The organism is Methylobacterium organophilum (genome assembly GCF_022533465.1).
GTDB lineage: Bacteria > Pseudomonadota > Alphaproteobacteria > Rhizobiales > Beijerinckiaceae > Methylobacterium > Methylobacterium organophilum.
Genome location: NZ_CP092848.1, coordinates 2,122,215 through 2,142,719, shown reverse-complemented (window position 1 = coordinate 2,142,719; position 20,505 = coordinate 2,122,215). Strand labels below are relative to the sequence as shown.

The 20,505-nt window shown below is 73.2% G+C and carries 18 protein-coding genes; 5 read left to right on the top strand and 13 right to left on the bottom strand.

Annotated elements, in window-relative coordinates; all coding sequences use genetic code 11:
- Positions 1–353 precede the first annotated feature (353 nt).
- Together MMB17_RS09910 and MMB17_RS09905 are read right to left on the bottom strand one after the other, a co-directional pair.
- Positions 354–590 carry a DUF6894 family protein gene (locus MMB17_RS09910; RefSeq protein ID WP_009862913.1) on the bottom strand — a complete coding sequence of 79 codons (237 nt, stop codon included), beginning with the start codon at positions 588–590 and terminating at the stop codon, positions 354–356.
- A 367-nt stretch (positions 591–957) separates the two neighbouring features.
- Entirely contained in the window at positions 958–1,431 is a 474-nt protein-coding gene (locus MMB17_RS09905; protein ID WP_012752991.1) for a hypothetical protein, read from the bottom strand.
- Between the two features lie 1,071 nt (positions 1,432–2,502).
- On the opposite strand from MMB17_RS09905, the gene MMB17_RS09900 reads away from it, so the two are divergent.
- The 4 genes from MMB17_RS09900 (at position 2,503) to MMB17_RS09885 (ending at position 7,654) form a co-directional block, all read left to right on the top strand.
- A complete protein-coding gene (locus MMB17_RS09900; protein WP_158022374.1) occupies positions 2,503–3,219 on the top strand; it encodes a YkgJ family cysteine cluster protein in 717 nt (238 codons plus the stop codon).
- Positions 3,220–3,474: 255 nt separating this feature from the next.
- Positions 3,475–4,746, top strand: coding sequence for a sodium/hydrogen exchanger (locus MMB17_RS09895; protein WP_012752990.1), 1,272 nt, complete (start codon positions 3,475–3,477; stop codon positions 4,744–4,746).
- A gap of 384 nt (positions 4,747–5,130) precedes the next feature.
- On the top strand, positions 5,131–5,298 hold the full coding sequence (locus MMB17_RS09890) for a hypothetical protein (protein WP_012752988.1): 168 nt from the start codon (positions 5,131–5,133) through the stop codon (positions 5,296–5,298).
- Positions 5,299–5,359: 61 nt separating this feature from the next.
- Positions 5,360–7,654: a class I SAM-dependent methyltransferase gene (locus MMB17_RS09885; RefSeq protein WP_012752987.1), complete on the top strand. Its 2,295-nt coding sequence runs from the start codon at positions 5,360–5,362 to the stop codon at positions 7,652–7,654.
- A 19-nt stretch (positions 7,655–7,673) separates the two neighbouring features.
- Here MMB17_RS09885 and MMB17_RS09880 read toward each other — a convergent pair whose 3' ends face one another.
- From MMB17_RS09880 to MMB17_RS09860, 5 genes are all read right to left on the bottom strand, one after another.
- Positions 7,674–8,189: an MgtC/SapB family protein gene (locus MMB17_RS09880; RefSeq protein WP_050772665.1), complete on the bottom strand. Its 516-nt coding sequence runs from the start codon at positions 8,187–8,189 to the stop codon at positions 7,674–7,676.
- A 129-nt stretch (positions 8,190–8,318) separates the two neighbouring features.
- Positions 8,319–8,831 carry an RT0821/Lpp0805 family surface protein gene (locus tag MMB17_RS09875; RefSeq protein WP_066923538.1) on the bottom strand — a complete coding sequence of 171 codons (513 nt, stop codon included), beginning with the start codon at positions 8,829–8,831 and terminating at the stop codon, positions 8,319–8,321.
- Between the two features lie 140 nt (positions 8,832–8,971).
- Positions 8,972–10,669, bottom strand: a complete 1,698-nt coding sequence (locus MMB17_RS09870) for a TolC family outer membrane protein (RefSeq protein WP_241101817.1) — start codon at positions 10,667–10,669, stop codon at positions 8,972–8,974.
- A gap of 141 nt (positions 10,670–10,810) precedes the next feature.
- The gene (locus tag MMB17_RS09865) at positions 10,811–11,197 is read right to left on the bottom strand and encodes a hypothetical protein (protein ID WP_012752983.1); all 387 of its coding nucleotides are present in this window, start codon (positions 11,195–11,197) and stop codon (positions 10,811–10,813) included.
- Positions 11,198–11,359: 162 nt separating this feature from the next.
- Complete coding sequence (locus tag MMB17_RS09860; RefSeq protein WP_009863996.1) at positions 11,360–12,037, bottom strand: Crp/Fnr family transcriptional regulator; 678 nt, start codon at positions 12,035–12,037, stop codon at positions 11,360–11,362.
- Between the two features lie 295 nt (positions 12,038–12,332).
- On the opposite strand from MMB17_RS09860, the gene MMB17_RS09855 reads away from it, so the two are divergent.
- On the top strand, positions 12,333–13,091 hold the full coding sequence (locus tag MMB17_RS09855) for a pentapeptide repeat-containing protein (protein WP_241101816.1): 759 nt from the start codon (positions 12,333–12,335) through the stop codon (positions 13,089–13,091).
- 373 nt (positions 13,092–13,464) lie between these two features.
- Here MMB17_RS09855 and MMB17_RS09850 read toward each other — a convergent pair whose 3' ends face one another.
- From MMB17_RS09850 to MMB17_RS09825, 6 genes are all read right to left on the bottom strand, one after another.
- The gene (locus MMB17_RS09850) at positions 13,465–13,803 is read right to left on the bottom strand and encodes a hypothetical protein (protein ID WP_012752981.1); all 339 of its coding nucleotides are present in this window, start codon (positions 13,801–13,803) and stop codon (positions 13,465–13,467) included.
- Between the two features lie 87 nt (positions 13,804–13,890).
- Positions 13,891–14,445: a hypothetical protein gene (locus MMB17_RS09845; protein ID WP_012752980.1), complete on the bottom strand. Its 555-nt coding sequence runs from the start codon at positions 14,443–14,445 to the stop codon at positions 13,891–13,893.
- 64 nt (positions 14,446–14,509) lie between these two features.
- Complete coding sequence (locus MMB17_RS09840) at positions 14,510–17,770, bottom strand: efflux RND transporter permease subunit (protein WP_012752979.1); 3,261 nt, start codon at positions 17,768–17,770, stop codon at positions 14,510–14,512.
- A 14-nt stretch (positions 17,771–17,784) separates the two neighbouring features.
- Positions 17,785–19,134, bottom strand: coding sequence for an efflux RND transporter periplasmic adaptor subunit (locus MMB17_RS09835; RefSeq protein ID WP_012752978.1), 1,350 nt, complete (start codon positions 19,132–19,134; stop codon positions 17,785–17,787).
- 134 nt (positions 19,135–19,268) lie between these two features.
- A complete protein-coding gene (locus tag MMB17_RS09830; RefSeq protein ID WP_050772664.1) occupies positions 19,269–19,631 on the bottom strand; it encodes a hypothetical protein in 363 nt (120 codons plus the stop codon).
- Positions 19,632–20,111: 480 nt separating this feature from the next.
- The gene (locus tag MMB17_RS09825; RefSeq protein ID WP_009864682.1) at positions 20,112–20,399 is read right to left on the bottom strand and encodes a helix-turn-helix domain-containing protein; all 288 of its coding nucleotides are present in this window, start codon (positions 20,397–20,399) and stop codon (positions 20,112–20,114) included.
- Between the last annotated feature and the right edge of the window lie 106 nt (positions 20,400–20,505).

Genomic DNA, 20,505 nt, shown 5'->3' with positions numbered 1-20,505 from the left:
TCCCCGTTTCGCGTCCGGGCCTCGCCGGGGCTCCGCCGGCCCGGCCCGGCCGGTGACGACCGGGGATTCCCGTCCGCAGGCTCGGGCCGGGCGGCCAGGGCCGCCGCGCACGCGCCGCGGGACCGGGGCCTCCGGCAGCCGGGCGAAGCGATGCGGCGCCGCGCTCGCGCCCGGAGCTGCGCCAACCCCGGCCCGGGGGCGCGCGGCAGGCCCCGCGCGGCAGCGGGCGCGGTGCCGCCTTGACCTCCCGGCACGTGAGCGCGAACCGAGCCGCCGTCGCGCATCCGTTTCCCGCGGCCGGAGCGAGACGGGGCAAGGGCTGACGGCACGGTCCCTCGGCGGCTCGCATCGGCCTAGGTGACCCACTCCACGACGAGCGACAGCGTTGCGATCAGCAGGACGCCCCCGGCCTCGTCGCGCACCCGCGCGATCAGCGTGGTCCGGTCCTCGCCGGGCGGCAGGTCCCTGGCGAGCTCGGAAAGGGTGGCGCTGACCTCCTCCCGCACGGCCTCTCGGTCGGCGAGGTCGAGGCCGTCCCGGTCGAAGACCTTTCCGTTGGCGTCGCTGAAATCAAAGAAGTACCGCGGCATCGGCTGGATCCTCGCTCTCCGACAATGACGCCGCCTCGCGGACGAGGCGGTAACGGGCCGGCGCGGGCGTCCGGGCTCCCAATCCGGAGGCACGGCGGTTGGCATCGCCCCACAGAGCTTGCCGACGGCGCCCCTGCCCGCGGCGGCCGATGACCGGTCCCGCCGCCGTCGACATCAGGGAGGTCCCGGACGGGGGCGGGCCTGCCGCGGAGCGGGGCTGGCGGGCATGGGAGGGACGGCGCGCCCGAGTTGCACCGGCGACGCGGAGGCGTCGACCAGGGCACGGCCGGCCGTCGGCCGGGATCAGCTCAGGATGACCGGCTCGGCGACGCGGTTTCGGGGCGGCCGCGTCCGGGCGCCGCCCGCGTCAGGCGGTGCGTCTCGGCGGCCGCTCGATGCGCAGGAGGTGCGGGTCGGCGACGGCATCCTCCTGCAGCGCCCGGAGCCGCTCGGCCGGCCGAAGCCCCGATATGGCACCGGAGGCCGGCGGCGCGGGCACGGCGGCCTGGCATGCCAAGGGCGAACAGGTCGCCGGGCAGGAGGCGGCGCGCTTCTGCTGGGGCTGGTGCCGGTGGGAAGGCTTCGGCGCCACGTCGTCCGGAATGTCACCGGCCGCCTCGGCGGCCGCGGAGATCGCCTCGGCCCCCGCGCCGACGACGTCGCCATCGTCGGGCGCCGGCACGATGCCAACGCTCCATCCACCGTCGTGAGGATAGGCCGGGGGCTCCGCCACCGTCAGGTCAGCGAGGGAGGCGTGTCTCGGCGTCGTGCATTGCGCCGCCGGCGCGACGGCAATGGCCAACGCGAAAACGGACAGCACCAGGAAACGCGCGATCGCCACAGGTTCGCTGACCTCCCCCCGCCTCCCGCGGAGCATCGCACGAGCACGCAGCCCCGGCAATCCGGGACGAGCGTGCACCTCCCCCGGCCCGGAGGCGACGAACGATGGCCCGCGCTGGGTCCCGGTTGCGGTCGGCCGCATGACGCCTCGGCCGGGCCAACTGCGCCTCCCCGCGGCGCTGGCAAGACCGCCGACGGTCGGCGAAGGGACCCGCGATATGGCCTTGACCCTGTAGTGGCTACAGGGTGCATGAAGGCGGCCCTCCGGCCTGGCCCCCGGTGCCGGGCAGAGGGAGCGCCTCATGATCGCAGCGGCTCTTGCGGACCCGACGCCCGCGTCTCCCGCGGCCGCGAAGTCCCTTCGCTGCAGGACGAGGGGCATGGACAGGCCGCCCGGGACCGTTCCGGCCTGGGCCGCACCGTCCGGTCAGCCGGCGACGGCCGGGCGGATGCCCGAAACCACTTCGCGTGACCGGCGGCCCGATCCCTGAGAGCCATGCGCAAAACCGGACGCATCTCCGTGCCGACCGCGATCCGCCCGCTCCGCCTGGGCGCGTGCATGATCGCGCTTGCGCTGATCCTGGGGCTGGTCGGTCTCGCGACCGCGGCCACGGGCGGACCGGCCGAGAGGCAGGCTACCATCGCTCTCGCGGACCTGCCCGGCGTGCTGCGCGACGGAAGCCGCGAGCCTCCGGGCTGTTCCCAGGACTCCTTGCCTGGACCGGGCCTGTGCGGTGGCACCTGCGACTGCGGCTCGGGTCTCAGCCCGGCGCTCGAATGTCCCGGACGGCATCTGCTTGCCCGCCATCTTGGCGTTCCGCCGGATGCGGCGGCTTTGCCTTCGGCTGACCTGGATAAGCCGAGTAAACCACCACGACCTCGATACGTCGGTCTCTGCGGCATGCAGACGACAACCCGAACCGCTCAGCCAAATCATGGGTACGTATCGAGGTTCGCAATGGAGCGACGAGCGTTTGGCCGCCAATCAAGCCGGCGGCGAGCATCCGAACAGGTTCCATCCCGGCAGGGACACCCCATCCAAGTCCCGCTTCCGATGGGGATGCCGACGAATTTGGATCCACTGATCTATGGAGCTGCGACGAATATCGCTCGCGACGTCAGGGACGGCGGCCTGACGAGGTGCCGGTCCGCGGAAGGCAGCACCGCGGCGAAGATCGAAGCCCTTCTGAACTATCTGGAAGGCGTCGTCTTCAGGCATGGCGACGCTGCGGTCGACGGCCTGGTCGCGGACGCTCCGGGCGGACGCTTGCCGGTCGCCTGCAGGACGGGATGCGCCTGGTGCTGCCACCAGGATGTCGACGTGTCCATCCCGGAAGCGATCCTGATCGCGCGCAGGAGAGACGCGGCGCACGGCCCCGAAGGCCGGCCGTCGGGCGCACCCGCGCATCGACCGGCTCCCCTCCGCGTCGTCGGCCGGTCGCGCGCGGGCCTGCCGTGCCCGCTGTTGAGCGAGGAGAAAACCTGCTCGGTCTACGCGGTGCGACCGTTCGCATGTCGTACGTTGCTGTCCTCCGATGCCGTGCTGTGCGAAGACGCCTTGAAATCGGCGGTTTCCGGAAAAGCCGACGTCTACATGAAGTCCTATGGCGTCCTCCAACTTGTCGGATGCGCCCATCGGGCGGGCATCAACGCGATCACGAGAGAACTCGGTCTTCAACACGACGACGTGAGCCTCGTGTCGGCCCTGTCCCAGATCAGCGACGACAAGGACACCGTTGAGCGCTGGATGGCGGGCGCGAGGGTGTTCACGCCGAGAGCCGGTCCTTGACGGCAGCTCTGCCTCCCGAGCCCCGGCTTCCGGGCGTGGACGGCTTGGTGCCGCTGACTCGCCGGCCGAACGGCGCACGCATGACGGACAAGGGCCGAGATCTCCGCGCCGCGGCGGTCGGCCGTGCGGAACGGAGGTGTCCCGCGCCGGGCCGCCCGTTTTTGGGCGGAAATCCGGGACTCTCCGGGACGGCAACTCGGGTGACGGTCGGCGCCGCAAGGCCGAAGGGGAGGATGGTGTGACGGGGGATGAGGGATGAGACGGTTCCTGATGCTGGTCGCACTCGCGGTGCTGGCAGCCCTGCCGGGTGTGGGGATCCGCCTGACCGGCCTGCAGGTCGGTCCCATCGGCGAGATGGTGGCGTTCGGCGCCGCGATCCTGTCGGCCGGGTTCCTGCTCTCGTGGGGCGCGGAGGCGGCCGAACGCCACGTCTCCTTGGGCCTGATCGTCGCCGTCGTGGCCCTGGTGACCGTGCTGCCCGAATACGCGGTCGATCTCTACTACGCCTACCAGGCCGGCAAGGCGGGCCCGGACTCCCAGTACGTCCACTACGCCGCGGCCAACATGACCGGCGCCAACCGCCTCCTGGTCGGGCTGGCGTGGCCGTTGCTGGTCGCGCTGCACTGGCTGAAGGGGGGCGGGCGCGCCATCGCGCTGACGCGGAGCAACGCGGTCGAGATCGTCGTCCTGCTCGTCGCCAGCCTCTACGCCTTCCTGATCGTGCTGAAGGACACGATCACGCTGCTCGACTTCGCCGTGCTCGTCGCGATCTTCGCGGCCTATGTCTGGCGCGTGCGCGGCGGGTCCGAGGCCGAGGAGGACGAGGGCGAGGAGCCCGGCCCGGCCGCCGCCCTCAACGCGCTGACGCCCGCCGCCCAGTGGGCGTCCATGGCTGCGCTGACGGTGGTCGCCTGCGGGATCATCCTGGTCTCGGCCGAGCCCTTCGCGGAGGCGATGGTCGGCTCGGGCCGGCTGCTGGGCCTCAACGAGTTCCTGCTGATCCAGTGGCTGGCGCCGCTGGCGAGCGAGGCCCCGGCCGTCACCGTCGCGATCCTGTTCGTGGTCGCGGGGCGCGCCGCCAGCGGCCTCGCCGCCTTGGTGAGCGACAAGATCAACCAGTGGACGCTGCTCGTCGGCATGCTGCCCCTGGCGATGAGCGTCGGCGCGGGTTCGTTGACGGCCTTGCCGCTCGACGCGCGCCAGGCCGAGGAGTTCTTCCTGACCGCGGCGCAGTCGCTGTTCGCCCTGGCGCTGCTCCTGCGCCTGCGCCTGGGGCTCTGGTCCGCCCTCGCCCTGGCCGGCCTCTTCGGCATCCAGGTCGGACTGGCGTTCTGGTACCGGGAGGACGAGGCGCGCACCGTCGCGACGCTGACCGCCCTCGCCTGGGTCTATCTGGGGCTCGCCGCCGTCCTGTTCGTCCTGAACGGCCGCCGCCTGCTCGAAGTCGTGCGCGTCGCCGTCTCGGTGGCGCCGTCCGTCGGGCCACGCGCGCCCGGGGCGGCCGAGGCGACCGAGGGACGCCGGTGAGGCCCGCCGCGCGTGCCGCGCCCGAAGCGGGCCGCGCCCTGCCCGCGGCACGCCGGCCCGGGGCGGATCGGGGCGGCAGGCCGTCCCCTCTTGCCCCTGCGCCCTGCGCGCCGTCCCGGGCCGGCGCCGCCGCGGCGGAGCCGGCCCACGCGCGCAACCGGCCTTCGCGGCCAGCCACGCCGCCCGGATCACCTCCCGCATCATGCTCTTCCCGGACGCGCTTGCCTTCGACGGCGCGGCGCGAGCCCTGGGAGGCGGCGGACGGCGGGCGCGCCGCGACATGGGGGCGACGGGAGACCGCCTCCCTCGGCCGACCGCGGCGCGGCTGCGCGCAGGGCGTCGGCATCGGGGGGCGCGACACCCAACCAAATCCGGAGGCCCGGGATGGGCAGCAAGAAGATGGCGCGGCAGACGGCGCGCTGGAGCACGGGAGCCCGTGGCGGTCGCCGCCGCGTGAGGCGGTGGGTTCGGGCCGCCGCGCGGCGCGATCTGATCCTGCTGATGGCGGCCATCCTCGCCGCGGCGACCCTCCTGCTGGTCGCCTCGGGATGAGCGACGGTGGCGCGGGCCGGACGGGCGGCGGGGACTGGGTGCGAGCGGGCGGAGGACGGACATGCGGCAGCGTCGGAATCGGGCGGGTGACGGGACCTCGTCGGGCGCGGTCCCGTCGGCGGCGCTGCCGGCGCTGCGGCGGGCGGCCGAGGCCCTGAACGCCGGCCGTCTCGACGAGGCCGAGCACCAGGCCCGGTCGGTGCTCGCGGCCCGCCCCCATGAGCCCACCGCCCTCGACGTGCTCGGCTGCGTCGCCTTGAACCGGGGCCGGCCCGAGGAGGCGCTGGCCCACTTCGAGCGGGTGCGTGCGACGCGGTCCAAGGATCCGCTGCTGCAGTTCAACCTCGGCGAGGCGCACCGGCAGACCGGCGCGCCGGGCTCGGCCCTGCGCCACTTCCGGAAGGCCGCCGAGCTCCGCCCCGATTTCGCCGAGGCGCATGGCCAGGCGGGCGAGATGCTGCGCGCGCTCGGGCGCTTCACGGAGGCCGCCAAGGCCTACCAGAGCGCCTTGATGCTGAAGCCGGAGCTCGCCCACTGCCTGGCGGGCTTCGCGCTCCTGCTGGTGCGGGAGGGCGAGTTCGGCCAAGCCGTGCCCTTCTTCGAGGCCGCGCTCCGGGCCACCCCCGTCACGATGGCGCCGGCGCGGGCGCCGCTCTGGGCCAATCTCGGGAGCGCCCGCCTCCGGGCCGGCGAGACGCTCGCGGGCCTCTCGGCCCTCGCGGAGGCCGTCGCCTGCGCGCCGGACCAGCCCGGCTTCCCGCGCCTGCTCGCCCGCGAGCTCCTGCACCTCGGCGCGGTGCCGGCGGGACCACGTTTCCGGGCGGTGCTGATCGCCCTGTTCGGGCGGGCCGACGTCGACCCGCGCCTGCTCGCCACCGCGGCCGTCGCGGCGCTGCGGCAGGATGCGGCCGTCGACGGCCTGCTCGCCCGGTTGGCGGCCGATCCCCCGCGTGCCCGCGAGACCGTCGCCGAAGCCGATGCGGTCGTCCGCGCCCTGCTGGACGACGCGCTGTTCCGCGCGCTCCTCGCCGCCGCCCCCATTCCCGATCTCGGGCTTGAGCTCCTGCTGACGGAGGTGCGGCGAAGCCTGCTCCTGGCGGCGCGGGAGGGGGCGCCGCCCGCACCGGACCTCACCCTCGCCTGCGCCCTGGCGCGCCAGTGCTTCCTCAACGAGTACCTCTACTGCACCGACGAGCAGGAGGAGGTCGCCCTGGCGGCCCTGTGCGCGGGCTTCGGTCGAGCCGAGGCCGACGCGGGCGCGGCGGATTGGCGCCGGGTCGCCATCGCGGCCTGCTACCTGCCGCTGCATCGCACGGCCGCGGCCCGCCTCGACCTCGCCAAGGCCCCGCCCGCCCTGCGCGCCCTCGTGCGCGAGCAGGTCGAGGAGCCGGCCCAGGAGCGCGCCCTCGCGGACAGCCTGGTCCCGCTCAGGCCGGTGCGCGACGCCGTGTCCCTCCTGGTCCAGGCCCAGTACGAGGAGAACCCCTATCCGCGCTGGTCGCGCGCCCTGCTCGGGACCCCGCGTCCCTTGCGCGAGCGGGTCCACCTCGCGCTGCCGCACCTCGGCGCGGACGAGATGCCGGCGGTCGAGCGGCCACGCGTCCTCGTCGCGGGGTGCGGGACCGGCATCCAGACCATGCGGCTCGTGCAGTCGGTCGCGGACGCCTCGGTGCTCGCGGTCGACCTGAGCCGCAGCAGCCTGGCCTACGGCATGCGCAAGCTGGCGGAATACGGGATCGGGTCGGTCCGGCACCTGCAGGCCGACATCCTCGACCTCGCCAACCTGGGCGAGCGCTTCGACCTGATCGAGAGCTTCGGCGTGCTCCACCACATGCGCGAGCCCTTGCAGGGCTTGCGCGTCCTCTCGGGGCTGCTCGCGCCGGGCGGCCTGCTCTTCCTCGGGCTCTACAGCGAGATCGCGCGCGCCAGCGTCGTCGCGGGGCGCGCCCTGGTCGCGGAGCGCGCGCTCGCGCCGACCCCGGCCGGCGTGCGGGCGGGCCGGCGTGCCGTCATGGCCGGGGCCGTGGCGCAGCCGGACCTCGGCATGCTGCTCAGCCCCGCCTCCGACTTCTGGACCCTGTCGGAATGCCGCGACCTCATCTTCCACGTCGAGGAGCACCGTTTCACGCTGCCCGGGATCGGCGCGATGCTGGAGGCCTGCGGGCTGGAATTTTTGGGCCTGGAGCCCGAACGCCCGTCGGACCGGACCCGGTTCGCGGCCGAGCATCCGGACCCGGCCGCGGCGCGCTCGCCGGCGGCGTGGCACGGTTTCGAGACCCGCCATCCCGACACCTTCGGCGGCACCTATCGGATCTGGGCGCGGCAGGCGCGCCAGGGCCGGACCGGTTCGCGCTGACTTCCGATCCCGGGGGGCATCATTCGCTGTGCCCGGCCCCGCCCGTGCCGGCCGGCCCTCCCCCCGGCTCGGTGCCGGCGCCCCGGTCCTGCGACGCGGCGGTCCGCGGCTTGCGCTTCAAGGGCGTCAGGAGGGCGAGGACCAGGAAGTTGGACAGGGCCGGGATGAGGCCAAGGTCGTAGTAGCCGAAGCCGACGGCCGCCCCGATCACGCCCACGTTCCACAGGCTCGCCGCGGTCGCGGTGCCGTGCACGTTGTCGCCCCCCTTCAGGATGGCGCCACCGCCGATGAAGCCGATGCCGGTGATGAGTCCCTGGAGGATGCGCGCCTGCTCCGGCGTGCGCGCGCCGAGGAGCTCGCTGGCGAGCAGGATGAAGCCGCAGCTGGCGATGGCGACGATGGGGAAGGTGCGCAATCCGGCGCTGCGCGCCTCGCGCTCGCGGTTCCAGCCGAGCGGGAATGCGAACGCGAAGGCGAGGCCCAGCCGCACCAAGTGGTTGGGAAGGTCTCCCCAGATGCCCCAGTACGAACCCATGATTCCTCGCCGGTGTGAGAACGCCCCGATGGTCCGTCCGCGCGTCGTGCCGCCGTTCCGAGGCGGGCCGCCAGCGGCGCGCCGACGGTGATCCTCGCGCCTGACGGAACCTTCCCGGAGCGGCCCGCATCAGGGCGAGCGGGGTCCGGTCGGCTCGGCGTCGCGCCTCGTTACGCCCTGACGGTCCGGCGCGCTGCTCCCGGGGTCGAGTTCCGTCACCTCCCAGTCGTCGCCGACGTTCTGGCAGGCCGTGCCGCGGATCCTGGCGGTGCGCTGCGCCTCTTCCACGGTGGCCAGGAAGGCGCGGCAGATCCGCCCCGCGCGTACGACCGGCGCGGCGGTCGGCACGACGCTGCCCTTCCGCCCGCTCGCCGGGTTGTCCCACCGGATGCGCAGACCGTTCCCGCTGGGTTCCAACGCGAGGCCGAGGATGCCGCGCGCCCGGCGCCAATCCTCCGGGTCGAGCCCCGGGAACGCCAGGGGCGCCGTACGCTTCGGGTCCTGCCCCGGCACGCCGGGAGAACCGTCGGCAGGCCGGGAGATCGGCAGCGAGATCGCGCAGGCCGGCAGCGCCAGGATCAGGAGCGCGGCGCCGGCGCGGGACAGGGGACGTGCGGTTGGCCGGAGCCGGGGATGGGACATGACGGTGCGCTCGGCGGTGTCTGGCGAAGGCGGGGGCGGGTCGGGGCGCGCCGGCGGTCCCGGACCGCCCGGCAGCCCCGGCCAGGGATGAGCGGGCGGCCCCGGGGCGCGGACCTGGCGGCGGAAGGTCTTCCGTCCCATCAGCGGCCATCCGGTGTGCGCACGCCGGACCAGAGGTCCTTGACCTGATCGAAGTGCGTCTTCGGGCTGTAGGCCGCCACCGGCACCGCGATGAAGCGGGCGGTCAGGCGCCCGATCTGCTGCACGACGCCGTAGGAGAACACCACGCGGTTGCGCTGGGCCTGGATCAGCTGCACGCGGGCGTTCAGGAGCTCCTGCTGCGCGTTCAGCACGTCGAGGGTGGTGCGCTGGCCGACGCGGGCCTCCTCGCGCACCCCGTCGAGCGCGACCTCGTTCGCCTGGACCTGCGCCTGCGAGGCGATGACCTGGGCCTTGGCGGCCTCCAGCTGGCCCCAGGCCGAGACCACGGCGGCGCGGATCTGGTCGCGCAGGAACTCGACCTGCAGGCGCGTCTGGCCCACGAGCTCCTTGGCCTGCCGGATCTGCGCGTATTCCGATCCGCCTTGATAGATCGGGACCGTGATGCGGCCCACGATCGAGGCGGTGCGGCCGTTGTCGCCGGGCTGCTCCTGGTCGTAGCGCTGGGCGACCTGGCCGGTCAGGCCGACCTGCGGGTAGAGCCGGCCCTCCAGCACCTTCACCTGCGCCTCGGCGGCATCGACCGCGTGCAGCGCCGAGGCGATCTGCGGGTTTTCCTTGAGGCCGATCTCGACCGCGGCGTCGAGGTTGCCCGGCACGGGGCGGTCAAGCGGGCGGCCCGGCGAGAGCTGGCGCGGCTCCACGCCGATGACCCGGCGATAGATGCCGATGCTGGCGCCCAGCTGCGACTCCGCCGCGCTCACCTGCGAGCGGGCGAGCGCGAGGCGCGCCTCCGCCTGGGCGACGTCGGTCCGGGTCAACGCGCCGACCTGGAAGCGGAAGGCCGTCTGGCGGAGCTGCTCCTGCAGGACGGCGACGTTGTTGCGGTTCAGCTCCAGCGTCGCGGTATTCTGAAGCACGTCCATGTAGGACTGGACCGCACTGAACAGGGTCGTCGTCTCGGTGAGGCGCAGGCTCTCGCGCTGGCCGAGCACGGTCGATTCCGCGCGCCGGGTGTTGTTGTCGGTCTGGAAACCGTTGAACAGCGTCTGGTTGACGGTCAGGCCGGCGCCGCCCGGCAGGGCGGTCCGCGCGAAGCGTTCCCCGCCCTCGACGCCCTTCTGTCGCTCGACCCCGATGTCGGCGTCGAGGCGGATCGTGGGGCGGTAGCCCGCCCGGGCCTGCACGATCTCCTCGTCCGTCGCGCGCAGGCCCGCCCGGGCGGCGTTCAGCTCCGGGTTCGCGCGGAAGGCGCGCGCGAGGGCACCCTCCAGGGTCTCGGCCCGCGCGCCCCCGGTGGCGCCGGCCAGAAGGAGCGCGGCGCACAGGCTGCAGGCCGCGCGGGTCCGCCGCGATCGGGCGCTCGGCGACGGGGAGGAAGGCCGGCGGGCACCGTGCGCCCCTGGCCGGGCGGAGGTTTCGGCGCCGGCACGACCCGGTGAACCTGCGGGTCTGGGCGCCCGGGCGGGGCGGACCGCCGCGGCGGACCATTGCCCGGCCGGATCCGACCCGCGCGACGGCTCCGGCGTACCGCCCTGCCGAGGCTCGGCTGCGCGGCGTCCCCGACCCGCGGCGAGCGCCGAGGCCTGGCCCGCACGAGCGAGCGGGAACGCGCCGGCACGCGGCGCCGCGCCCGGGAAGACCGCCGGTTCGGGGTCGATGATGAGGGGAACGGGCATCGCCCACCCTGCGAGATGCTGCCACATGCCGCCCCGTCGCATCGACGGGACCCGCGCCGCGCAGGGCGGGCGCCTTCCCTTCCGGGCCTGGGGATGACCATGCAACCCGGGTTGCCGCCGCGGCATGCGGCGGCCGGCGGGTCAGGCGCGCGGGGGCTCGCTCGGGGGCGTCGATGCCACGGAGGAGAGGCGGGCGGTGCCGAGGGTGAATTCGGGCGGCCTGGCGATGCGCAGGGGCGTCACGACCGGGCTCTCCGGCCGGATGACGGCATGGCAGGGGCAGTGCGCGCTGCAACGGCCAGGCCCCGCAAGGCCGCGGTCCGCCGGCTCGTCCGCGGCGGGCGCCCCGGAGATGGCATCGAGCACGATGACGATGCCGGGCCCGCCGGCTTCCTCGTCCGGCGACGCGGGCGCGGTCAGGGCCGGGTCCACCAGGGAGACGGTCAGGGCGATGGCGAGCAGGCAAACCAGGGCGCGGCGCCAAACGCCGGACGCGTACCCGTCCCACCGCTGCCGAAGCCTGACCATACGCCATGCTTACGGGGGCGCGCCGCCCGGCGCAAGGTCTCGCGGAGGTGGGGGAGGCCAGCGTCCGAGGAGCCCGATCGTTCCCGCGCGCCGGCGGCGCGACCCGTCGCAGGACCCTCCTCGCGCGGAGGGTTTCGCGCTTCGCCGGGGTCCGGCCCGGCCTCAGGGGCGGAGCCGATGTCCGGCCAGGGCGATGCGGTCGCGGATCTCGACCTGCCCGCGCAGGACCCGGATCCATCCCGCGCGCTCCCAGCCGGCGAGATGCCGGCTGACGACCTCGCGCACGGTGCCGAGGTCGGCCGCGATCTGCCGGTGCGTCGCGGTCACCCTTCCGTGCTGGTCCGCTTGGGCGAGCAGGTGCCGGGCGAGGCGCTCCTCAAGGGGCGTGAAGGCGATCTCGTCGAGGAGCCCGAACAGGACGGCCATGAGCTTGGCGTAATCGTCGAGGACGAAGGCGCGGAACGCGGCCGAGGCCGCCATGAGGTGCCGGAAGGTCTCCGCCGGAAGCGCCGCCAGCACCGTGCGCTGCTCCGCGACGCTCTCGGCCGGGAAGGTGCCGCCGGCGAGCAGGCACTGGGTCGTGAGGACGCAGGTCCCCCGGGGACCCACCCGGTAGATCAGCATCTCGCGGCCGCCCGCGGAGATCCGGAAGACGCGTGTCCGGCCCTCGATGCACATCAGGTAGTTCGCGCACTCGCCTCCCAGCTCGTAGGCGGTCGCTCCCGCCTCCAGCACGGGAAAGCGCACGGCGCCGCGCAGGATGTGCCGGTGGTCGGCCGGAAGCGTCCCGAGCACGGGAAACTGCTCGAACCAGCGCTCGACGCGGTCGGCGTGAGACATGCGCGATGACCTTCAGCTCCGCGGCGCGCCGGTCGGGCGCCGGGGACGTTCCGGGACAGGCCGGCGTCGATGAGCGCGGGCACAAACGACCGATGCCGCCCGCGTTCGGATTGAGCCGCGCGGGCGCGCGGCGGTGCCGGTTCCGGCGGTGCGCGGGGCCCGAGCCCGTTCGCCGGGAACCGCGGGGACACCCATACGCAGGCACGCGGCCCTCCCGTTCTCGGCCGTCGTCGCCCGGGGTCCGGCGTCGGCCGCGGGCGACCTGCTCCGCCCCCTCGGCCGGACGATGCCGGACATGACGCAGGCGGGGACGGCCCGCGCCGCTATCGAGGCGACGATCGCCCGGGCGGCCGGCAAGCCGCTCAGCCTCTCGGACGGGCGCCTGTCCGGCCTGGACCTCAGGCGCGCGAACCTGCGCCCGTCCCGCTTGAACAGGGTCCTGCCGCGGGGGGGCGGTCTCCGCGTCGCGGCCCCCGACCAGGCCGGGCTCAAGACGGCCGACCTGGGCGGGGCGAAGCTCGTCGGCGCGCGTTTCTTCGGTCCGCAGGTCCGGGGGCGAACCCGCGCGGAGCCGACCGGAGCGGGGCCAGGACCTGGCCGCGACTTCGGCGGGGCGAGCGCCGGCGGCGCGCTCCGCGCCGGCCCGCGCGGCGACGCCGCCGTCCGGAACGCTGACGCGAGCGGGGCCGGCCTGCGCCGGCGCAAGGGCTGGGACGCGACCCCGGATTGCGACGCGCTCGTCGCGAACCGCGCCGGGACCGACCCGGCCCACCGGACCGCCCCGGCGGATCGGTCCGACGCCTCTCCGAACGCCCGTCCCGCGCGGGCGCGAGGCCGCGTCGGCGTCCGTGCGTTCCGGGGGCAGGGCTCCGATCCCGCGGGCCGTTACCCTCCCTGGATCGCCTCTCCGTACCGGAACGTGGCGGAGCCGCCGTCCATCCTCAGCGTTCCGGACCCGGCGAACGAGCTCGTCCCGTCGGCCGACCCGGTGCCGCGCTGGCCATTGGAGCAATTTGCCCCGACGGATGCCGGCAGCCCCGCCCCGGACGGATGAAACAGGCCGCTGCAGGTCGTCCGCCCGTCGGTCGCGTAGAACTCGCGCCGCAGCAGCCGGGTGGTCACGCTGCCCGTGAGGCGCTCCCCCGACGGGAGATGCAGGGTGAACGGGACCGTCGCGTAGCCCGGAACATCGGGCACGTGCAGGCAGCCCGTCACGCCGGTGGCCAGCCCCCAGGCACACGCGAACCTCCTCCAGCCGATCATCACGATCCCTCCCCGCCCGTGCCGGTCCGACCGACGCCCGCGCATGGCCCGGCCGCGGATGGGCGCCGGCCGTTGCGCTCGCCGCCTTCGGCGGCCCGGATCCCCGGATTGCCCGCAGCGGCGTGGCCGCTGCACCGCCCCGACCGGCCCGGTGCCGAACCCGGCTAGATCCCGGGGCCGCGCAGTCGATGGTAGAGAGCCCTGACGGCATCCATGTAGTCCTGACCCGGGTTCTTGGCGCAGAAGGTGCGCAGGAAATGGACTTGGGCCTGAAGCGGGACGGACGGCGGTGTCAGGTCCAGGTCTTCATCGATTCCTGCCGGCGCACGAATCAGCGCTCCGCTCATGAAACCTTGCGCCCAGGCGAAGAAGTACAGCTCGGCAGCTTGGTTCGCGGAGATCTCCTGGTTGAACGCTGCGCAGGTCTGGGCGCCGATGCCGACGATCTTGGCCGTCGATCCTGCCTGCGCGGACATCACGACCATGACGCCGAGGGCCACCATCACTGTTCGTCGCATCGATGCTCCCCGTCGCTCCAGTTTCGTAGGATGAGCCGGAGCCAGCGCCGTCGAACGCCGGCCGGTGGGTGGTCATGGCGCCATCCGGCGGTCCCGGGATTCGAGCAGGTCGGAGGTATGGCGGGCGGCGGGGTGGCCGGTCGCCGCCTCGTGCGCCGACGAGCATTTCTCGTAGAGCTCGCCCGCGGCGACCATGACGATGCGTTTTCCGCCGCCTTCGGCGGGGCGGACCGCCAGGAGCGTGCGCCCCGCCGGCCACGTCACGGCGTTCGGCAGCCCGGCCTCCTGCGGCTCGCCGTAGCGCCGCACCCCCTCCCGGTAGATCGCCGCGTAGGCCGGCACGAGCTCGGCCTCCGCGAAGGGGCGGCTGAACCAGATGACCTGCTGCAGACCCTCGTCCCCGCAGACCTCCAGGACGACCTGCTCGGTATCGGGCCCGGAGGCCGGCGCCCGGCCCTGGAAATAGAACAGGGCCGTGACGTTCCCCTCCCGATCCGCCATGGACGGTTTCGGCACGGACGTCAGCGGACCCCAACGCAGGCCGAAGGGTGCCTCCCCGGCAAGCGCCCCCGGGATGCCGGCCGCCCCCAGGAACGCGGTGGCGAGCGCACGACGAAACGTCCGCATCACGGGGCTCCCCCTCGGGTCCGTCGCGACCGCGCCTCGCCGGTCCGGGGATGCATGGCCCGGGTCACTCGGCCGCCTGCCGGAGCCGCGCCCGCGCGCCGGCCGAAGCCTCCTCGGCCCGGCGCGGGGAGCGCGCGACCTCCTCGCCGCCGAAGCGCGCGTACAGGGCCGGCAGGACGACCAGGGTCAGCAAGGTGGCGCTGATCAGGCCGCCGATGACCACGGTCGCGAGCGGCCGCTGCACCTCGGCTCCGGTCTCGGTCGCGAGCGCCATCGGCACGAACCCGAGCGAGGCGACCAGCGCCGTCATCGCCACCGGCCGCAGCCGGGTCATGGCGCCCTCCAGGATCGCCTCGCGCCGCGGCCGCCCTTCCGCGACGAGCTGCTTGATGAAGGTCAGCATCACCAAGCCGTTCAGGACCGCCACGCCCGAGAGCGCGATGAAGCCCACCGCCGCCGGCACCGAGAACGGCATGCCCCGCAGCCACAGGGCCGCGATGCCGCCGGTCAGCGCCAGCGGCACGGCGCTGAACACCAGCAGCGCGTCCCGGGGCGAGCCCAGCGCCGAGTAGAGCAGCAGGAAGATCAGGGCGAAGCAGACCGGCACCACGATCATCAGGCGCTTGCGGGCCGAGGCGAGGTTCTCGAACTGGCCGCCCCAGGTCACGTCGTAGCCCGAGGGCAGCCGCACCTGGCTCGCGACCTTGGCCTGCGCCTCGGCGACGAGCGAGCCGATGTCGCGCCCGCGGACGTTCGCGGTCACGACCACCCGGCGCCGGCCGTTCTCGCGCGAGACCTGGTTCGGCCCTTCCGCGACGGAAAAACTCGCGACCTGCTTCAGGAGGACCGACGCGGCGCGCCCGTTCGGGCCGGGCGGCAGCGGCACCGGGATGTTCTCCAACGCCTCCCGGTTCTCGCGCACCTTGTCGCTGAGGCGCACGACGATGGGAAAGCGGCGGTCGCCCTCGAACACCAGCCCGGCGTCCTTGCCGCCGATGGCCGCCCCGATGACCTCCTGGACGGCGCCGGTGCTGAGCCCCAGCCGCGCCGCTTCCGCCTTGTTGATCTTGATCTCCAGGAAGGGCAGGCCCGCCGTCTGCTCGACCTTGACGTCCTCGGCCCCGTCGATGCCCCGCAGGATCTCGGCGATCTGGTCGGCCGCCTTCGTCATCGGCCCGAACTCCTCGCCGAACACCTTCACGGCGAGGTCGCCGCGGGCGCCCGCCAGCAGCTCGTTGAAGCGCAGCTGGATCGGCTGGGAGAACTCGAACACGTTCCCGGCCAGGGCGCCGACCGCCTTCTCGATCTTCTCCTGGAGCTCGGCCTTGGACAGGTCCGGGTCCGGCCACTCCTCCTGGGGCTTCAGGATCACGAAGGTGTCCGAGGAGTTCTGCGGCATCGGGTCGGACGCGACCTCGGCGGTGCCGGTCTTCGAGAAGACGTAGGCGACCTGCGGGAAGCGGCGGATCGCCTGCTCGATCTTGAGCTGCATCGCCTGCGACTGCGACAGCGAAGTCGAGGGGATGCGCAGCGCGTTCATGGCGATGCTCTTCTCGTCGAGCGTCGGGATGAACTCGGCGCCGAGCCGGGTGAAGAGCAGGCCGGCCCCGGCCAGCAGCAGCAACGCCGCGACGATGAACACCATCGGCGCCCGCACCGCCCCGGCCAGCACGGGCCGATAGGCCCATTTGAGGGCGCGGATGATGACATTGTCCTTCTCGGTGACGCGCCCGGTGATCACGATGGCGATCAGGGCCGGCACGAAGGTCAGCGACAGGACGAAGGCGGCGGCCAGCGCGATGATCACGGTCAGCGCCATCGGCTCGAACATCTTGCCCTCGACGCCCGTGAAGGTGAGGAGCGGCACGTAGACGAGGATGATGATCGCCTGCCCGTAGAGGGACGGCTTGATCATCTCCTCGGCCGAGGCCCGCACCGTGGCGAGGCGCTCCTCGGTGTCGAGGGTGCGACCGAGACCGTGCTGCTTCTCGGCGAGATGACGCAGGGCGTTCTCGGTGATGATGACCGCCCCGTCGACGATGAGGCCGAAGTCGAGGGCGCCGAGGCTCATCAGGTTGGCCGAGATTTTCGCCTCGACCATGCCGGTCATGGTCATCAGCATGGCGACGGGGATGACCAGCGCCGTGATGATGGCGGCCCGGATGTTGCCGAGCAGCAGGAACAGGATGACGATGACGAGGGCCGCGCCCTCCGCGAGGTTCTTGGCCACGGTCCTGATGGTGGCCTCGACCAGGAGCGTCCGGTTGAGGACCGTCTGGACCTCGACGCCGGGCGGAAGCGACTTGCGGATCTCCGTCATCTTGGCGTCGACCGCGGCCGCGACCGTGCGGCTGTTCTCGCCGATCAGCATCAGCGCGGTGCCGACGACGACCTCCTGCCCGTCCTCGCTGGCCGAGCCCGTGCGCAGGTCGCGCCCGATCCGGACCTCGGCGATGTCCTTGATCCGCACCGGCACGCCGCCGCGGGTGGTGACGAGGACGTTCTCGATCTCCCCCATGCTCTCCAGGCGCCCGGCCGCGCGCACGACGTAGCCCTCGCCGTTGTCCTCCAGGTAGCGGGCGCCCTGGTTGGCGTTGTTGGCCTCCAAGGCCCGCGCCACGTCGGAGAAGGAGAGGTCGAGGGCGGTGAGCTTCGTCGGGTCCGGCTGGACGTGGTACTGCTTCTCGAAGCCGCCGATGCCGTCGACGCCGGCCACGCCCGGCACGGTCTTGATCTGGGGCCGGATGATCCAGTCCTGCACCGTGCGCAGGTACGCGGCCCGCTCCAGCTCCGTCCTGAGCCGCTGGCCTTCCGGGGTCAGGTAGCTGCCGTCCGGTTGCCAGCCCGGCTTGCCCGCAGGCGACACCGTCCGCTCGTCCGGCTTCGCGTAGTGGATCGACCACATGTAGATCTCGCCGAGGCCCGTCGAGATCGGGCCCATGCGGGGCTCGGCGTCGGGCGGCAGGTCCTGCTTGACCTGGGACAGGCGCTCGGCGACCTGCTGGCGGGCGAAGTAGATGTCGAGCTTCTCCGCGAAGACCGCGGTGACCTGCGAGAAGCCATTTCGCGATAAGGACCGGGTGTATTCGAGGCCCTTGATCCCGGCGAGCGCGGTCTCGACCGGGTAGGTGACCTGCTTCTCGATGTCGATTGGCGAGAGCGAGGGCGCGACCGTGTTGATCTGCACCTGGTTGTTGGTGATGTCGGGGACCGCGTCGATGGGCAGCTTGGTCAGGGCGTAGCCGCCGAAGCCGGCGGCCAGCAGCGACAGCAGCAGCACCAGCCAGCGCTGGTGGACCGAGAAGTCGAGGATGCGGGAGATCATGGGCGGGCTCTCGCTCAGTCGTTGTCGCCGGTCGCGGCCTTGCCGAGCTCAGCCTTGAGGAGGAAGGAGTTGGCGACCGCGATCTCGTCGCCCGGCCTCAGGCCCGAGACGACCTCGTAAGCATCGTCGTCGGAGCGCCCGAGCTCGATCTCGCGCTTCTCGAAACCGGTGGCCGTGCGCACGAAGACGACCTTCTCGCCGGCGACGGTCTGGATCGCGGCCTTCGGAACCCGCACCTTGACCGCATCCTGGCCGACCTCGACCTCGGCGGTGACGAAGGTTCCGGGCCGCCAGGCCATGTCCCGGTTCGGCAGCCCGACGATGACGCGGGCGGAGCGTGTGTCCGGGTTCAGGATCGGGCTGACGAAGATCACCTTGCCTTCGGCCTGCTTGTCGGCGTCGCCCTGGCTCGGGGTGACCAGGACCCGCGCGCCTTCCTTGACCTTGGCCAGTTCGGTGGTTGGCACCGCCAGTTCGATCCAGACGGTGGACAGGTCTGCGACCGTATACAGGTCGTCCGGGTCGCCCTGACCGCCGACGTCGGTGCCGAGGTCGACCTTGCGCTCAACCACGCGCCCGCTCAGCGGTGAGCGCAATTCGTAGCGGCGCAGCGTCGAGGTGTTGGGCGTGGTCTCGTCCCGTTTGGCCGCGCTCGCCACCTCGGCGGCGTTGAGGCCGAGGGCGGAGAGCTTCTGCCGGGCGAGGTCGACGCGAAGCTGCGCCTCCGAATAGACGGCCTTGGCATTGAGGAAGGCCGATTCGGCCGAGATGCGCTTTTCCCAAAGCGCCTGCTGCCGATCGAAATTGGTCTTCTCAAGCTCTGCCTTCACTGAGGCGGTGAGATACTCGCTCTTGGCGTCCGCGACCTCGCGGCTGTCGAGCACCGCGACGACCTCACCCTTCACAACCTCCTCGCCCAGGCGCTTGCGCATCTCGGCCACAATCCCGACCACGCGCGCGGGCACCCGGGCGATCCGGTCGGCGTCCGGCGCGATGGTGCCGGGAACGAGAAGGTGGCGCGCGAGCGTGCCCCCCTCCACCGTCACGACCGTGATGTCCTGCCCGGAAACCTGCTCGGGCTGCATCTTGATCACGGTCGGCTCGGCCTCTCCCCCACCCTCCCCGTGCGGATGCTTGGCGGTCGCAGGCCCGGTCTCCGGCTTCGCCCCTCGCGGGCGGGGATGCTCGCCCGCGGGCTCCGGGACGTCGGTCTCGGAGGAGGGCTGACCGGCGGCGGGCGCCGGGTGGATCCTCGGGACCCCGACCGAGGCGAGGGCGTCCTGGACGAATTCGGACACGCGGGGAACGGCACCGCCGATGGCGATGCCGGTGGCCAGGATGACCACGGACAGGAGAATGCGCATTGAGCCTGACTCGACCGGGACGCCGCTTGCCCGCCTGCGCGGCGGTGACGGTCGATCCCGCATGTTCACGTAAGGTGATCGACTGGCCCGGCGGATCGCCGGGCGGCCCGTGCCACCTCGGTGGCGCGGTCACCTCAGGCGCGAGGAGGCCTCGACAGCCGGTCCGGCCAGGTCGACGCGAGCGCGCCGACGGACCGGGACCGGTTGGGCTGGGCAGCCGCCGCGGGCGCCGTCGCGGGAGCGGCGTCCGCGGTGATGGCCTGGTGGCAGCTGCAATGCACGTGACAGGTCACGCCCGGATCGGACGTGTCGGTCGCGGAGCCGTCGGCCGGCGCGACCACCGAGAGTTCCGTCCCGGCAGGTGCCTTGCCGTGGTACGCGAAATCGGCTGCCAGGCCCAGGTCGGGAGCGGCGATGAGCAGGACGAGCACGAGCGCGAGCAGGCGCAGGGCGGTCACCGACCAGCCACGCCCGGCGTCGAAGCTCTTCTGCCGCATCCCGAGGGTCATCCCCGTCCTTATGGCGATTCGAGGCCGCGGATACAATCGGGTTCGTCGCGGTGCGGCGTCGGATCCCAGGCGGTGTCTCCGTACGCCGCCCGCCAATCGTCGTCGCGACGATGAGAGACGTGGTGCCCGCGGCGGCCCTGGCCGCCGTCCGGCATCATGGCGGTCCCGCGGCCCGCAGGGCGGGCGTCATGGTTTCGGGAGGCCGGGTTCGCCGCGGCCTCGAACGGAGGCACCGCCGGCCGTGGCGGCATGCCCCGCTCCCGGCGGTACCCTCACCGGCGGGCACCCCGGCGCCGGGCCGCGGGCGCACCGGCCGGACGCCGCCCCGGCTCGGGCCCGCGATGCGCTCACCAGGGCCGCCGGCGGGACCCCGGGACGGATTGGCCGCGGGATGACCGAGGCGCGTCGACCGGACCCCGCCGGACGCCGCCCGTGGCCGAAGGGCGGAGGCGGCCCGGCCCCGGGGCCTCACGGGCGGTCGGAGGGCGCCTCGTTCTTGCGGGGCGAGCGCGACCTTCGGTCGAGCTCGGACCGCGCCATCCCCGTCACGACGCCCGTGGCCCCGTCCCCGTGCACGAAGCGGGCGCCCTGCCCTTCCAGGGCCTGCCGGAGCCGCAGGGCCAATCCCTCGCTGAGGTCGGAGAACGCGTTCTCGTAATCGTTGATGCTCTTCTTCGACACCATCGACAGCTCGCGCAGATCGGATTGCGAGAGCCCGAGGAGGGCGCGCGCCGCTTGGCACAGGTACCCCGGCACCGGTTTTTCCGGTGGATAAGCATTAACCTTCGGGAACAGCAGCAGGTCATGGTACGGCTCTCCGCATTGAAAAAGCTTTATACCAATGATATAATTCCATTCGATT